Origin of the sequence: Corynebacterium sp. HMSC072G08 (assembly GCF_001809185.1) — a bacterium.
GTDB lineage: Bacteria > Actinomycetota > Actinomycetes > Mycobacteriales > Mycobacteriaceae > Corynebacterium > Corynebacterium phoceense.
Map to the genome: position 1 here is coordinate 1 of NZ_KV796373.1, position 14170 is coordinate 14170.

Below are 14170 nucleotides of genomic sequence, written 5' to 3' on the forward strand. Positions count from 1 at the left end.
ATAGGGTGTCCACTAAACGAGGGTAACCTCACGACCACCGTGTCGGCTGCTAAGGTATCTGCTTGGTTGTCGGGGTGAATCCGGTGATATTGTTTCGCGATTTTCGTCCATAAAACATCCGGGGCAATCGGCTGCGTCGGTGGCTGGGCATGCGAGATAATCTCCCAGGCTTGGGCTGGGGTGATGTGCATCTTGCCCCTGAGAAGTCCTTGGTGACGACGGCGTGTGTTGTAGAAGTCGCGGTAGTCGACAATCAACTGTTGGACCTGCGCGAGCGTCGTGGGGGTACGAGCATCTAAAAACCTGGTCATGGTTTGGTGCGATCGCTCGTCTTTGCCTTGCGTCGTGGGAGCAAAACCCGCACTTGATTGAACCCCCAGACTGGCGAGCCAGCGTTCGGTTTGCGACAGCCGGCCGCGATGGTAGGTAGCAAAGGCATCACCGTTGTCAGAGAGGACTTCTTGGGGAAGTCCATAAGCATCAATGGCTCCACGCAGCGTGATGCGGGCATCGGTGCCGTTTTCTGGAGTTCCAAAAGCTCGGGAGCCGACATCGAAGCGGCTGGCATCGTCGACGACTTGGTAGATAGTCACTTGCGTGTGAGGCACATCGAAGAGTCTGTAGACAAACGCATCGATCTGCCACAGTTCATTGACTTGGCCCCTGGCAAAGTGCCTGTAGGACTTACGCGGTCGTTTACGTGCATTGATGTCAGCGACGCCAGCCTCGTGCAACCATTGTGCGATTAAAGCTCGCGACGGTGGTTGGTCGTAGCCGAGTTCATCGAGTAAGAAGTAGAAGATTGACCATGGGCCACAGTCTTGGCCGCGGGCTTGTAACGTACCGCGAGCTTGCAGGACCTGTTGTCGAATCTTGTCATCGTAGACCCGTCGCGGGTTCAGCGGTGCCGTGCTATCCGGCACGATGCCAGCCCGCCCACGTTCGGCGATACGTGCTTTGATGTTGTAGTACGTCTGCTTCGATACGCCGATGTTCTTGCAGAACTGCTGGACCGTGATGCCCTCACGGATGGGATCGAAATCCGCTATCTTCTTGCGGAGAGTAATGGGAATTGCCATCCCCACATTCTCAAGAAACCAGAGCCCAAAAAGTCGTTAGACATCCTGTCCATAAACTTCCTGGACTCCGCGTCAAAAAACTAACTGGACTCCAAGTCCAAAAAGTCAATGGACTCCGAGTCCAAGAAGTCACTAGACATCACAGGCCTAGGTTCGCCGCTGACACCTAGTGCTGGAGGCTGCAACGACGGTGTCGGAATCTTAGGACATCGAAGGCCCAGATTGTCGAAAAATCTGGGCCTTCGTTGTTCCGAAATCCGGCGCGTAGCCGGTGCGAGCGCGTGCTAGAGCTGCTGCACGAGCCGTTTGAGTGCGCCGCGGACGGTCTCTGGGTTCGTGGTTTGCCAGAAGCGCGGCATCGAGGCCTTGAGGAAGCCGCCGTAGCGCTTGGTCTCCAAGCGTGGGTCGAGGACGGCGACGACGCCACGGTCGCCGACGTGGCGCAGCAGCCGGCCGGCGCCCTGTGCCATGAGGAGTGCTGCGTGCGTCGCCGAGACTTCCATGAAACCGTTGCGGCCCGCGGCCTTGGCGGCATCGACGCGTGCCTGCATGAGGGGATCATCGGGGCGGGGGAACGGAATGCGGTCGATGAGGACGAGCGAGCAGGCCGGTCCGGGGACGTCGACGCCCTGCCACAGCGTGAGCGTGCCGAAGAGACAGGAATTCTCGTTCTTCGCGAATGTATCGACGAGCGCGCCGATCGTGTCGTCTCCTTGGACGTAGAGGTCGAAGGGGAGGCGGGCACGGAGGGCATCGGCAGCCTGATTCGCGGCGCGGCGGGATGAGAAGAGGCCGAGGGTGCGCCCGCCCGCGGCCATGATGAGCTCATAGATTTCCGCGAGGGTTTCCGGGGACAATCCGTCGCGGCCGGGCTGCGGCAGGTGTGCTGCGGTGTAGAGGATGCCGGACTTCGCGGGATCGAAGGGCGTGCCGGCGTCGAGCGAATCCCACGTGCCGGTGGGCAGGCCCCATTGCGTGGCCATGACGTCGAAGCGGCCGCCGAGGGCCAGCGTGGCTGAGGTGAGCACGACGGTCTGTTCGCCAAAGAGATTGGAGCGCAGCAGGTCCGCGACAGACAGCGGCGCGACCGCGAGGGTGGCGGGGCCCTCCCCATTGCGGCGCGAGAGCCACACGACGTCCTCGTGCTCAGCCGGGTTGCCTTGGGCAAAGACGGCGCGCATGCGGGCGACGGCCTCGGCGAGATCGGAGAGGTGATTGGTGAGGTTCTGGCGCTCCGCGAACTTCTCTGGGTCGTCCTTTTGTTCGCCTTCGGGCGCACGGGCGATCTTCTCACGCATGCGCCGAAGGGTGTCTTCCATACCGGTGAGGTGCTGGGAGACGGGCTCGGGCATGTCCGTCCAGCGGCCCTCAGGGCAATCCGCGGTGACGATGGTGAATTCCTCCGCGAGGTCCGTCAACCCGGAGTCCGAGGCGAGTGCCTTGACGCGGTTGCCCGCCATGGAGATAACGCGGGCGGTAATCTCCGCGGTCGTGACGGAGGTAATTCGGTCATCGAGTTCGTGCGCCTCGTCGATGACCACGGCATCGTGGTCGGGCAGGATATTTGCCTCGGAGAGCGCGTCGATGGCGAGCAGCGCGTGGTTAGTGACGATGACGTCTGCGTCCGCGGCCTCGCGGCGGGCGAGCTCTGCAAAGCAGTCCTCGCCGTGCGGGCAGCGCGAGGCCCCTAGGCATTCGCGGGAGGTGACGGAAAACGCCTTCCACACGTCGTCTGGGACGCCTGGCTCGAGGTCGTCACGGTCCCCCGTCTCCGTTTCCTGGGCCCATTCCGTGACGCGTTGGGCGGCGCGCTCGCGCCACGAGCCACCATCGAGCCCCGCGCCGTCATCGAGCATGGCTTCCGGCGACTCCGGCTGCGCCAGCTTATTGAGGCAGAGGTAGTTCGCGCGGCCTTTCATAATGGCGAAGGTGGGCTCGCGGTCCATCTCCTCGGCCAGCGCCTCGGTGAGCCGCGGGAGGTCGCGGTGGACGAGCTGGCGCTGCAGCGCGAGCGTCGCCGTCGAGACGATGACCGAGGTCTCCGCGCCTTGGGCATGACGCAGGGAGGGGACGAGGTAGGCCAGTGACTTACCCGTACCGGTGCCCGCCTGGACGGCGAGGTGGCGCTGGGTCTCGAAGGCCTTGGTCACGGCCTTGGCCATGCGGACTTGGCCTTCGCGGCGGGCACCACCCAAGGCGGCGACGGCGGACTCTAGAAGCTCTTCGGTCGATTTCTCCACCCGGCCAGTCTAGCCTGCCGCCCCGACGTGCTGAAGGCAGCTAAACATGCGGAAGGGCGACGAGGCGTGGACGCGTCAGGCGATCACCGTGCGGGAAAGAAAGCCGATGGACTACTTGGCTGGCGGGAAGCCCACCATGCGCGTTGACACCGGGACATCGCCCTTGGACAGCGCCAGGCCCTCCCACGGCAGGGTGCCGCGGATTTCAGCGAGGAAGGCTCGGGATTCCTCGAGCGTGGGCAGGCCCTCGACCACATGTCCGTCGCGCATGAGCGGCACGGTGAGTTCGCGCACCGTGAGGTGCGACGGAACTTCCGGCTGCTCCGCGTCGAAGGGGAAGACGATTTCCTCGAGCGCGACGCCAGTGGAGCGGTGCGTGCGAATGGCGCGCTTGGCTCCGCCTACGGAGCGCTTGGAGGAGGAACGCTTGGCCACGGGGTGGCCCTCGACCTCAACAACCTTGTAGACCATGGACGCGGTCGGCTCGCCGGAGCCGGTGACCACGGACGTGCCCACGCCGTAGCCGTCGACTGGGTCGCCGCGCAGACCCGCAATGGAGAACTCATCCAAGTCGGAGGAAACAACAATGCGCGTGTTGTGCGCGCCCAGGTCATCGAGTTGCTTGCGCACGCGGCGCGTCACGGCACCCAAGTCGCCGGAGTCGATGCGCACGCCGCCGAGTTCCGTGCCCGCGACCTTGATGGCCGTCTCCACGCCCTTCGTAATGTCGTAGGTGTCGACGAGCAGGGTGGTGTCCACGCCGTCCGTTTCAATCTGCGAACGGAAAGCGGCCTCCTCGTTCGGCGTGCCGTCATCGTTGACGTGGGCGAGCGTCCACGCATGCGCCGCCGTGCCAGAAGCCGGAATGCCGTAGCGGTACGCTGCCTCAAGGTTCGACGTGGAGGTAAAGCCCGCAAGGTACGCGGCGCGGGTCGCGGTGACCGCGGCGTACTCGTGCGTGCGGCGCGAGCCCATCTCGATGATCGGGCGGCCGTCTGCGGCCACCACCATGCGGGAGGCTGCCGATGCCACCGCAGAGTCCGCGTTCATGATGGACAGGATGACTGTTTCGAGGATGACGCATTCGCCAAACGTGCCGCGCACGGTCAGCAGCGGCGAATTAGGGAAGTAGAGCTCGCCTTCGCGGTAGCCGTCCACCTGGCCGGAGAAACGGTAATTACGCAGGTACTCAATCGTCTGCTCGTCGAGGAAGTCGAGGTCTGCAAGCTGGTCCTCGGTGAAGCGGAAGTCCTCAATGGCTTTGAGCACGCGCGGGATGCCCGCGACCACGCCGTAACGGCGCTCGCCCGGCAAGCGGCGAGCGAAAACTTCGAAAGCGGCCTTACGGTGCGCGGTGCCGTCACGCAGCCCTGCCTGAAGCATGGTGAGCTCGTACTTATCGGTCAACAAGCCCGTCGAGCGGCTGGCAGGGGAGGAAACGGCGGAAGCAGAGTCATTCATGCCGCTCAATCATACGCGGCGCACGATATTTTGTGAGGTCTTTAACAAGCCCCAGTGCAGATCACCACGGCAACGCCGGGGGCTCGCGAACTTACTCCATTGTCACAACGGTGTCGACGTAGCCGCTGTTGTAGTCGTACGCTACGCCGATCGTGGTGAGCGAGGGGTTGAGCAGCATCTCACGTCGTCCATCGGTGGAATCACCCGCCGGGGTCGAGGAGCCGTCCTTCGCGGCACCGACGAAGATGAAGAGAGTGCCAATGAGGGCTGCGACCGTCCACGCAGTTGTGACCAGATTGACCAGACTCTACAGACTCAGATTGCCGTTGCGAAGCTCGGCACAGAGCTGGGGGACGTTGATGGGTTCGTTCACAGAGGGAGGGGAGAGAATGCAGCTCTCGAAATAGGAAATAAACAGTTTCTGAGATTAATTTACGCCCTTGGCAAGGCAATTGCGCTCTTTCTCACGCGCCGGTGGGGCGGACTGTGGTCGAAAGAGGGACAGATTGATTAGGCTAAGTACCATGAATCTCTCCCTTAACCCGACCCTCGGTTCGCCGATGGCCACCCCGGAGCTGGATGAAGACATTCAGATTGATGTCGCCACGAGCGAAAACCTGCCGTGGATGTGCATCGTGTGGGACGATCCGGTCAACCTCATGTCCTATGTCTCCTATGTCTTCCAGACCGTGCTGGGTTATGACAAGAAGCGCGCGAACGAGCTCATGATGCAGGTCCATACCGAAGGCAAGGCCGCAGTGAGCACGGGCGAGCGCGACAAGATTGAGGCCGACGTAAAGAAGCTGCAGATTGCTGGTCTGTGGGCCACCATGCAGCAGGCCGGCTAGAGCAGACAGGACTGAATACATGCAGGCATGGAAGAAGAAAAAGTCGCTCATGCGTCCGGCGCGGTACGTCACGCGCTTTGAACCCATCGAGCGCGAGGTCATAGGCGATCTCACGGCGACGGTCTCCGAGGCGATCATCAAGCGCGCCCAGTCCGCGCCCAAGGACGACTTGGCGGAGATGATGGGCATTGCCTCCGGCCATAAGGAGGCCCCCGAGGATCCGTCGCTCGCGCGTCTCTTCCCGGACTTTGAGAAGGAAGGAGACGAGGAATTCGAAGGCGATAATGCGCTGCTGCGATCACTCCACGAAAACGACATCGCGCGCGCAAAGCTACAGAACCTCCAGGTCATTAACGAGGCACTCGGCCCCACCGGTGGCGTCGAGGTTTCCATCGAAGAATCCGAGGCCCCCGCGTTTGTCGCAGGTCTGAACGACCTGCGCCTCTACGTTGCCGCGGGCGATATGCGCGGCGAGGGAGCCCTTGCGGATCAGGAAGCCATCATCGAGTGGCTCGCCTTTGCGCAGGATTCGCTGCTCCAGGCCATGATGAACTAGGCGGTCGGGCGCATGGTTTCCATCGGCCACGCCACGCTCGGAGACACGGGCGTCACCGTCCTCTACGCCGGCCCGCAGGGCGCCGTCGCGTCCGTCGATGTCCGCGGCGGCGGTCCCGGCACCCGTGAGACCGATCTTCTCGAGCCGCATAATACGGTAGAGCGCGTCCACGCCATTGTTCTCTCCGGTGGGTCCGCCTTTGGCCTCGCCGCGGCGGACGGCGCCATGCGCGAGCTCGCCACGCGCGACATTGGCTTCCCCGTCTTCGGCGAGGGCCGCCCCGGCCCGCGCGTGCCCATCATCCCCGCGGCCGTCATCTTCGACCTCATCGTCGGCGAGGTCCACTATCCCACCGCCTCCGATGGCGCCGCCGCCCTGCGTGCCGCGCTTTCCGATGCCGCCTTCGCACCACTGCTGGAGGTTTCCGGCACCGTCGGCGCCGGGACGGGCGCCACGGCTGGCCGCCTGCGCGGCGGCTTTGGCAGCGCGAGCGTCACCGCACATGCGCCGTCTCACAACTATCAGGTCACCGCTTATATGGTCGCGAACCCGGCGGGTGAGGTCGTCGACGCCGAGACCGGAGAGCTCTTCGGCGCCCGCGCTTACGAGCGCGCGACGGGGGAGAGCCTCGAGGCGCTCGACCCAGAGGCCTACGCCGCGGTGCCGGACCCCAAGCAGTCGAAGCTCAACACGACCATTGGCGTGGTCGTCACCGACGCCCCAGTGACCAAGGCCCAAGCCAAGCGCTTGGCGCTTACAGCGCACGACGGCATCGCCCGAGCCGTGCGTCCGGCGCACTCGCCGCTCGACGGTGACACCATCTTTGCCCTCTCTGCTCCCCCTGCCGACGCGACAGCGGCGGCACCGGCAGCGGCGGCAGGCGTGGACACGCCGACCATGATGGCGCTCGGCGTCGCAGCAGCTGACGCCGTCGAGGCCGCCATCGTCGACGCAGTCGTGCATGCCGCGCCGGGATTTGGGCTTGCGACGTACGCGACGCTGCCGAAACGCGCCTGATGTCGCCCGCCGCGCTAAAGTAGGTCGCATTATGACTTATGGCGGAATGCAGAATTACCAGTACCGGCCCGGCGGCGCGCCCGCCCCGCGCCGGAATTCTGGTGATTCGAAGAATTACACGCGCAGCGGACGCATCCGTGCAGGCCTGACGTTTGCTATTGGCTACCTCGTCATCGAGTGGGGCGTGCACATCATCAACGCCGTCATCTTCGGCGGACACCTGGGCTACTTCGGTATCCGCCCGCTCGACTTCTCCGGTATCTGGGGTATCTTCTTCGCGCCCTTCCTTCACGCCAACTTCGAGCACCTCATGGGTAATTCCATTCCGGGCGCCATCTTCTGTTTCATCGTGGGCTTGTCCGGCCGCCGCGCGTTCTGGGAAGTTTCCGCTATCGTTCTGCTCGTCGCTGGCGTGGGTACGTGGCTCTTTGGTGGGCCGGGTACCTTGCACATTGGCGCCTCGGGCATGGTCTACGGTTGGCTCGCGTACCTCATCGTGCGCGGTGTGTTTAACCGTTCGCTCGTGCAGTTCTTTACCGGCGTTGTGTTGGCCTTCGCCTACTCCGGTCTTATCTGGGGCGTGCTGCCTGTCTATGAGGGCGTGAGCTGGCAGGGCCACCTCTTCGGCGCCATCGGCGGCATTCTCGCCGGCATGACCATTACCTCCGACGATCCAGTCAGGGCTCTGTCCGGTTCGCGAAAGCAGGAACTGCGTTGAGTTCTCCTGCTGCAGACGCTCCCATCGGCGTCTTTGACTCTGGTCTGGGCGGGCTCACCGTGGCTCGCACGATCATGGACCAGCTGCCTCACGAGTCCATCCACTACATCGGCGATACTCTTCACGGTCCGTACGGCCCACGCTCCATTGCCGAGGTGCGTCAGTTCTCTCAGAACATTGCGGACGAGCTCGTGGAGCGCGGCTGCAAGATGATCGTCATCGCGTGTAATACGGCGACGGCGGCGTTCCTGCACGACGCGCGCGAGCGCTACGACGTCCCCGTTGTCGAGGTCATCCGCCCCGCCGTACGCCGTGCGATGGCGACAACCCGCAACGGCAAGGTGGGTGTGATTGGCACGCAAGGCACCGTCAACTCTGGCGCGTACCAGGACCTCTTCGCGGTCAATCCCGGCGTCCAGGCCTTCGCCACCGCGTGCCCGGACTTCGTGCCCTTCGTGGAGCGCGGCATTACCTCCGGCCGCCAGATTCTGGGCGTGGCGGAAAACTACCTCGCGCCGCTGCAGGCCGAGGGCGTCGACACGCTCGTACTCGGCTGCACACACTACCCGCTGCTTTCCGGTGTCATCCAACTTGCGATGGGGGACAACGTCACGCTCGTCTCCTCTGCAGAGGAAACCGCGAAAGACGTGCTCAAGGTGCTCACGGAGTCCGATATGCTGCGCGCGAACCCCGAGCCGCCCACCCGCGTCTTTGAGTCCACCGGTGCGCCGGAGCTCTTTGATAAACTCGCCGCGCGCTTCCTCGGCCGCGGCCCCGGTGAATTCAACCACATTCAGGGATAACCCAGAAGTTTCTCGCAATCGAGTGACGATTGCCTGACTTTTGGTTACTTTCGTGCAACGATGTACCCATGAAGTTGACCATCCTTGGTTGTTCCGGCTCTGTGCCCACGCCTGCTAATCCGGCGTCGGGCTACCTCGTGTCCTTCGATAACGCCCCGTCCATCGTCATGGACATGGGCCCGGGGACGCTCGCACAGCTGCAGAAACACCAGGATCCGTGTGACGCTCACGTGACCTTTAGCCACCTCCATGCTGACCACTGCATGGATTTCCCGTCACTCATGGTCTGGCGTCGCTTCCATCCCACGGCCCCGGCCGCCGCGCGCAACCTGTGCTTCGGCCCGGCCGCCACTCCGGTGCACCTCGGCCGCCTGTCCGCAGACGTGCCGGATGAGGTCGACGATTTCTCGGATACCTTCGCTTTCGACAACTGGCGCCAGGGCGAACGCCAGCTCGTCGACGAGGTCTACATGACGCCGTACCGCACCATCCACCCCACTGAGACGTTCGCACTGCGCGTGGAGCACGCGAAGTCGGGCCGCGTTATCGCATACTCCGGCGACTCCGCATTTACCGAGGACCTCATTCCGGCCGCCCAGGATGCGGATATCTTCCTCTGCGAGGCGGGCTGGGGCGAAACCTCGGAGGGCAAGGCGCCGAATATGCACATGTCTGGTGGCGAGGCAGGGCGTCTCGCGACACTCGCCGGTGTGAAGAAGCTCGTGCTCGTCCACCTCCAGCCGTGGGGCGACCGCGAAGCCACCGTGGCCGCGGCCCGCGCCGAGTTCGATGGAGAGATCGTCGTTGGTGCTCCCGACATGGAGTTTGAGCTCTAGTACGCTAGAGCCCATGTCTGATTTCATTCGCTTCGATGGCCGCGCGCTCGATGAGCTGCGCCCTGTTCGCATCACCCGCAATTTCACGACCAACCCGGCAGGCTCCGTCCTCGTCGAGTTCGGCAACACCCGCGTCATGTGCACCGCGTCCGTCGAGTATGGCGTCCCGCGCTTTAAGAAGGACTCCGGCGAGGGCTGGCTTACTGCCGAGTACTCCATGCTTCCGTCCGCAACGCACGAGCGCATGCCGCGCGAGTCCATGAAGGGCAAGGTCAAGGGCCGCACGCATGAAATCTCCCGTCTCGTCGGCCGCTCCCTGCGCGCCGCCGTGGACCTGCGCGAGCTGGGGGAGAACACCATTCAGCTCGACTGCGACGTCCTCCAGGCCGATGGCGGCACCCGTACCGCCTCCATCACCGGCGCCTATGTCGCGCTGGCTGATGCTGTCGCACACCTCAAGGAAGCAGGCGTCGTCCCTGGCGAGCCGCTGCTCGACCCCATCGCTGCGGTCTCCGTGGGCATCATTGACGGTCGCCCGTCACTCGACCTGCCCTACGAGGAGGACTCCCGCGCCGAGGTCGACCTCAACGTCGTCATGGCCTCCTCCGGCAATTTCGTGGAGATCCAGGGCACCGGCGAGCACGGACTTTTCGGCCGCGCTGAGCTGAACCAGATGCTCGATCTCGCGGAGAAGGGCTGCTACGAGCTTATTGAGGCCCAAAAGGCAGCGCTCGGCTGGAACTAGGACTGGGACTTCACATGCAGATTCTCGTCGCATCGAATAACAAGAAGAAGCTGGGCGAGCTCGAGACCATCCTCGCCGAGGCTGGCATCGCCGGCGTCGAACTCCTCCCGCTGTCCGCGGTGGAGGCGTACGAGGAGCCGGTTGAGGACGGTCGAACCTTCGCCGACAATGCGCTCATCAAGGCACGCGCCGGCGTCGCCCATACGGGCTTGGCCACCATTGCGGATGACTCCGGCATCGCCGTCGAAGAGCTCAACGGCATGCCGGGAGTGCTCTCCGCGCGCTGGTCCGGCACCCACGGCAACGACGAGGCGAATAACGACCTTCTGCTCGCACAGATGGAGCACGTGCCGGATGAGCGCCGCGCCGCCGCCTTCGTGTCCACGTGCGCGCTCGTCACGCCGGATGGTCAGGAATTCCTCGCCGAAGGTCGCTGGCCGGGCATGCTCCTGCGCGAGCGCCACGGCGAAAATGGCTTCGGCTACGACCCACTCTTCCAGCCGGAAGGGGAGGAGCGCTCCTCGGCCGAGATGACCCCTGCCGAAAAGAACGCTGTCTCGCACCGCCATCGCGCGCTCGAGCAGCTCGTGCCCCACATCGCGGAGCTCGCCAAGTCCGCATAAAAAATCGCCGATCCCGCGTGGGGACCGGCGATTTTTGTATGCATCTTAGAGGTTGAACGCTGCGATGACTTCCTTGCGGCGCTTGGCTTCCATGAAGAAGGAGAAGAAAGGCACAACGCCGGCGAGGGCGGTGCCGAGCATCTTCGGGAAAGGCCACAGTGCCTTGGTGCCCAGGTTGAGCACGGAGAGCAGGTAGCCGACGTAGACCCAGCCGTGGGCGATAGCGATCCACGTGGCCCACTCCGGGATGTCGAGCTTCAGAATGTACTGGCACACCATGCGGACAACGAGGGCGAGCAGGAAGACACCGGTGACCCAGGCGAAGACGGAGAAGATGTTCAGGGCGGTCTTCACGCGTGCCTGGCGTTCGGGGTGGTGCTGCGCGGGCTGGTTAGTCATTGCTTTCACTTTCGTTGCGGGTTGAAGGGCGCTCACGGCGCTGGACATTCAAGGCGTTAAATTCCTCGACGTCCATCTGGGGACGGGAGGGCAAAAAGTCCTCGTCGATGGCGGTCATCGTATGCTTTGGCGCTTCGCGCTCGGAGACATACTGGTAGTCCTCGTCGCCGTCGGCGGCCGCCGCGTTCTCGGCGTCGATGCGCTCGTTTTCATACTTGAGCGCTGTGCGGTAGGCGTAGACCACGAAGACGGCGAACAGCGGCCACTGGAAGGCATAGCCCAGGTTCTGGAACGTGCCGGAGCCGGACTGAAAACGCGTCCACTGCCACCACGCGAGGAACAAGAACGTCACCACGAAGAACGCGATCAAGAGGATGTGCCACCATTTGACCTTGATCTTTTGACGTTTACGCGGTTCCTTGCTGCTCACTCGTCATAGCCTACCCACCCCGTGCCCCAATTTTCTAACCCCGCGCATTAACTCCCCGCCCAGTCCACTTGCTAAGCTTTATCCCGCACGCGCCCGTGGCGGAATTGGCAGACGCGCTAGATTTAGGTTCTAGTGTCTTAGGACGTGGGAGTTCGATTCTCCCCGGGCGCACAATAAAAGGGCCGGCCTCGTATCGAACGAGGCCGGCCCTTCGCGCGTTTGCGGCCAGCTTTGGTTTTATGGCGGTTGGTGGTGCGGTACGCGCTGCGAAACGCCATAAACCCAAAGCCAGGCTCGCGGGGCGCGGATGGCGAGCTCGGTGCTGCTAGTCGATTTCCGTGAACTTGCGGTCCCACGCCGAGCGCACCGGGTTGGCGTCGGCGAGCAGCAGGTCGAAGCGGTCGTTGGCGATTTCTACGATTTCGCTCAGCGCCACGCGGCGTTCCTGTTCTTCGGAGTTGGCGAGGCGGCGCACGCCCGCGTCGAGGACGCGCTCGACCGTGTCGGTGGTGTCGAGATACGCCACGAAGGGCAGCCCAAAGCGCGAGCGATAGGCGGCGGAGAGCTCTTGCAACTTCTCCGATTGGGCATCGTCAAGCTCGGCCAAGCCAATGGAGCCGCGGTCGGCCGTGGCGACGTCCTGCGGGCGTAGAAGGAGGTCGTCCATGGCGGGGTAATCGTGGATGAGGGCCTCGCGGCGCTCCGAAGGAGCGGTGAGCACCGCGACCTGGATGGCCGCGCGCAGCTCGTTGATGTCGGCGAAGGGGCGGGCTTCCCAGGCGGTCTCCAGCGGCCACGTCTCGTTGTTGAAGAGGGGACGCAGGGCTGCGACGAAATCGTCGCGTTCCATGTTGTTGAGCTCGTCGAGGGACACGCCGGTGCCCGTCGCGCGCGAGACATCGGCGCCGGACTGGCGGCCGAGGTGGAAGAAGAGGAGATTGAGCACGATGGCCGTGAGCGCGCCGATGGACATGCCGGAGGAGACGAAGGTCTGTGCCCAGTTCGGGAAGGCGGCCGCGATATCCGGTTTGAAGGTCACGAGCATGGCCAGGCCGAGGGCAGTGGTGACGATGGCGGCGTTGCGGCCGTCAGAGAGGTCCGACTTGGCGATGGTCTGCAGGCCGACCCAGGCGACGTTGGCGAACAGCGCGAGCGAGGCGCCACCGAGGACCGGCGAGGGGATGGCGGCGACGATGGCGCCGGCCTTGGGAAGCAAGCCGAGGAGAATCATGAAGCCTGCGGCGGCGACGGCCACCCAGCGCGACTTGACGCCAGTAAGCCGCACGAGGCCGACGTTTTGGGCGAAGCAGGTGTACGGGAAAGAGTTCATGACACCGCCGAGGACGGTGGATACGCCGTCAGCCCGGATGGCGCGCACGACGTCGTCGCGGCGAATGCGTTTCTTGACGATTTCGCCGGTGGCGAAGACGTCGCCAGTGGTCTCGACCATGGTGATGATCATGACGATGATGAGGGAGAAGATGGCGACGAGGTCGAACTTCGGAATGCCGAAGTAGAAGGGCGTGGTGATGCCAAACGCGTCGGCGGTGGCGACCTCGGCAAAGGAGGCATCACCCAGCGCGAGAGCGACGGCAGTGCCGAGCACGAGGCCGATGAGGACAGAGAGCGTACCCAGGAAGCCGCGGAAGAAGCGCTGGACAAGGACGATGACGGCGAGGGTGCCGAAGCCGTAGAGGAGGTCGCGGGTGGCCGGCACGCCTTCCGCGTAGTTGATGAAGTCGTTGGCGGAGACCGCGAGCAGCGATGTGCCCATGACGAGGAGCACCGTGCCGGTGACGATAGACGGGAAGAAGCGCAGCACCTTGCCAAAGACAGGAGCGGCGAAGAAGGTGAACAGACCCGCGACGATGATGGCGCCATAGATGGTGGGCAGGGAGGCGGTGCCGCCTTCCCCGTTCGTCGCGCCCAGGCCAATGGCGATGATGGGGGAGACCGCCGTGGTGGTCACGCCTTGGATGATGGGCAGACGCACACCCACGTGCTTGCCGATGCCCGCCGATTGGATAAGGGTCGCCAGACCACAGGTGAGCAGGTCAGCGTTGATGAGGTGGATGGTCGTCGCGGTGTCGAGATTGAGCGAGCCCGCAATGAGGAGAGGAACGATGACGGCGCCGGCGTAGAACGCGAGGACGTGCTGGAGGCCGAGCGCGGCGAGCTTGGGCGCAGGAGGGACGGCATCGACAGCGTTGGTGGGACGGGAAGTCACAGTGTTCGCCGTGTCTGGGGGAGGAAGCGGAGAAGAAGTCATGCGAATAAAAGTAGCCGGTGCGCAGTGCGGAAGCCTAGTCGCGTGACGTGAGCGAAGTCTGAACATACCAATCTGAACCGCTTCAGCACCGGGGGCGATGGGGGTAATTTGCCCCCGATAGATACGGAACGGCCGTTTTATATGAA

The 14170-nt window shown here is 63.7% G+C and carries 14 protein-coding genes and 1 tRNA gene; 9 read left to right on the forward strand and 6 right to left on the reverse strand.

What is annotated here, in order from left to right; all coding sequences use genetic code 11:
* The 3 genes from HMPREF2559_RS00055 to HMPREF2559_RS00065 form a co-directional block, all read right to left on the reverse strand.
* The coding region (locus HMPREF2559_RS00055; protein WP_070539144.1) for a DDE-type integrase/transposase/recombinase at positions 1-1079 on the reverse strand (1079 nt) is incomplete at its 3' end.
* Between the two features lie 284 nt (positions 1080-1363).
* On the reverse strand, positions 1364-3319 hold the full coding sequence (locus HMPREF2559_RS00060) for an ATP-dependent DNA helicase (RefSeq protein WP_070539145.1): 1956 nt from the start codon (positions 3317-3319) through the stop codon (positions 1364-1366).
* A 111-nt stretch (positions 3320-3430) separates the two neighbouring features.
* The gene (locus tag HMPREF2559_RS00065) at positions 3431-4780 is read right to left on the reverse strand and encodes a nicotinate phosphoribosyltransferase (RefSeq protein ID WP_070539147.1); all 1350 of its coding nucleotides are present in this window, start codon (positions 4778-4780) and stop codon (positions 3431-3433) included.
* A 524-nt stretch (positions 4781-5304) separates the two neighbouring features.
* On the opposite strand from HMPREF2559_RS00065, the gene clpS reads away from it, so the two are divergent.
* From clpS to rdgB, 8 genes are all read left to right on the forward strand, one after another.
* Complete coding sequence (clpS, locus tag HMPREF2559_RS00070; RefSeq protein WP_066491494.1) at positions 5305-5628, forward strand: ATP-dependent Clp protease adapter ClpS; 324 nt, start codon at positions 5305-5307, stop codon at positions 5626-5628.
* Between the two features lie 19 nt (positions 5629-5647).
* Complete coding sequence (locus HMPREF2559_RS00075; protein ID WP_066491496.1) at positions 5648-6184, forward strand: DUF2017 domain-containing protein; 537 nt, start codon at positions 5648-5650, stop codon at positions 6182-6184.
* Between the two features lie 12 nt (positions 6185-6196).
* A complete protein-coding gene (locus HMPREF2559_RS00080; protein WP_066491503.1) occupies positions 6197-7201 on the forward strand; it encodes a P1 family peptidase in 1005 nt (334 codons plus the stop codon).
* 31 nt (positions 7202-7232) lie between these two features.
* Positions 7233-7919: a rhomboid family intramembrane serine protease gene (locus HMPREF2559_RS00085; RefSeq protein ID WP_066491508.1), complete on the forward strand. Its 687-nt coding sequence runs from the start codon at positions 7233-7235 to the stop codon at positions 7917-7919.
* Positions 7916-8722: a glutamate racemase gene (murI, locus tag HMPREF2559_RS00090; RefSeq protein WP_066491510.1), complete on the forward strand. Its 807-nt coding sequence runs from the start codon at positions 7916-7918 to the stop codon at positions 8720-8722. Before HMPREF2559_RS00085 ends, murI begins: the two co-directional genes overlap by 4 nt.
* Positions 8723-8790: 68 nt before the next feature.
* Positions 8791-9558, forward strand: coding sequence for an MBL fold metallo-hydrolase (locus HMPREF2559_RS00095; protein WP_066491512.1), 768 nt, complete (start codon positions 8791-8793; stop codon positions 9556-9558).
* A gap of 13 nt (positions 9559-9571) precedes the next feature.
* Entirely contained in the window at positions 9572-10303 is a 732-nt protein-coding gene (gene rph, locus HMPREF2559_RS00100; protein ID WP_066491519.1) for a ribonuclease PH, read from the forward strand.
* A gap of 14 nt (positions 10304-10317) precedes the next feature.
* Positions 10318-10926 (forward strand): RdgB/HAM1 family non-canonical purine NTP pyrophosphatase, encoded by a 609-nt coding sequence (gene rdgB / locus HMPREF2559_RS00105; RefSeq protein ID WP_066491522.1) that lies wholly within the window; start codon positions 10318-10320, stop codon positions 10924-10926.
* Positions 10927-10971: 45 nt separating this feature from the next.
* Here the strand turns inward: rdgB and HMPREF2559_RS00110 are convergent, their stop codons facing one another.
* A complete protein-coding gene (locus HMPREF2559_RS00110) occupies positions 10972-11325 on the reverse strand; it encodes a DUF3817 domain-containing protein (protein ID WP_066491524.1) in 354 nt (117 codons plus the stop codon).
* Positions 11318-11755: a hypothetical protein gene (locus tag HMPREF2559_RS00115; RefSeq protein WP_066491532.1), complete on the reverse strand. Its 438-nt coding sequence runs from the start codon at positions 11753-11755 to the stop codon at positions 11318-11320. The genes HMPREF2559_RS00110 and HMPREF2559_RS00115 overlap by 8 nt, the downstream gene beginning before the upstream one ends.
* 89 nt (positions 11756-11844) lie before the next feature.
* Here HMPREF2559_RS00115 and HMPREF2559_RS00120 point away from each other — a divergent pair.
* Positions 11845-11926, forward strand: a tRNA-Leu gene (locus HMPREF2559_RS00120).
* Positions 11927-12080: 154 nt separating this feature from the next.
* On the opposite strand, the gene HMPREF2559_RS00125 is transcribed toward HMPREF2559_RS00120, so the two are convergent.
* The gene (locus tag HMPREF2559_RS00125) at positions 12081-14024 is read right to left on the reverse strand and encodes a solute carrier family 23 protein (RefSeq protein ID WP_066491534.1); all 1944 of its coding nucleotides are present in this window, start codon (positions 14022-14024) and stop codon (positions 12081-12083) included.
* Positions 14025-14170 lie beyond the last annotated feature (146 nt).

Excerpts from the sequence above, each read along its gene's own strand:
- HMPREF2559_RS00065 (WP_070539147.1), bottom strand. The coding sequence starts at position 4,780 with ATGAATGACTCTGCTTCCGCCGTTTCCTCCCCTGCCAGCCGCTCGACG.
- clpS (WP_066491494.1), top strand. The coding sequence starts at position 5,305 with ATGAATCTCTCCCTTAACCCGACCCTCGGTTCGCCGATGGCCACCCCG.
- HMPREF2559_RS00075 (WP_066491496.1), top strand. The coding sequence starts at position 5,648 with ATGCAGGCATGGAAGAAGAAAAAGTCGCTCATGCGTCCGGCGCGGTAC.
- HMPREF2559_RS00080 (WP_066491503.1), top strand. The coding sequence starts at position 6,197 with ATGGTTTCCATCGGCCACGCCACGCTCGGAGACACGGGCGTCACCGTC.
- HMPREF2559_RS00085 (WP_066491508.1), top strand. The coding sequence starts at position 7,233 with ATGACTTATGGCGGAATGCAGAATTACCAGTACCGGCCCGGCGGCGCG.
- HMPREF2559_RS00095 (WP_066491512.1), top strand. The coding sequence starts at position 8,791 with ATGAAGTTGACCATCCTTGGTTGTTCCGGCTCTGTGCCCACGCCTGCT.
- rph (WP_066491519.1), top strand. The coding sequence starts at position 9,572 with ATGTCTGATTTCATTCGCTTCGATGGCCGCGCGCTCGATGAGCTGCGC.
- rdgB (WP_066491522.1), top strand. The coding sequence starts at position 10,318 with ATGCAGATTCTCGTCGCATCGAATAACAAGAAGAAGCTGGGCGAGCTC.
- HMPREF2559_RS00110 (WP_066491524.1), bottom strand. The coding sequence starts at position 11,325 with ATGACTAACCAGCCCGCGCAGCACCACCCCGAACGCCAGGCACGCGTG.
- HMPREF2559_RS00125 (WP_066491534.1), bottom strand. The coding sequence starts at position 14,024 with ATGACTTCTTCTCCGCTTCCTCCCCCAGACACGGCGAACACTGTGACT.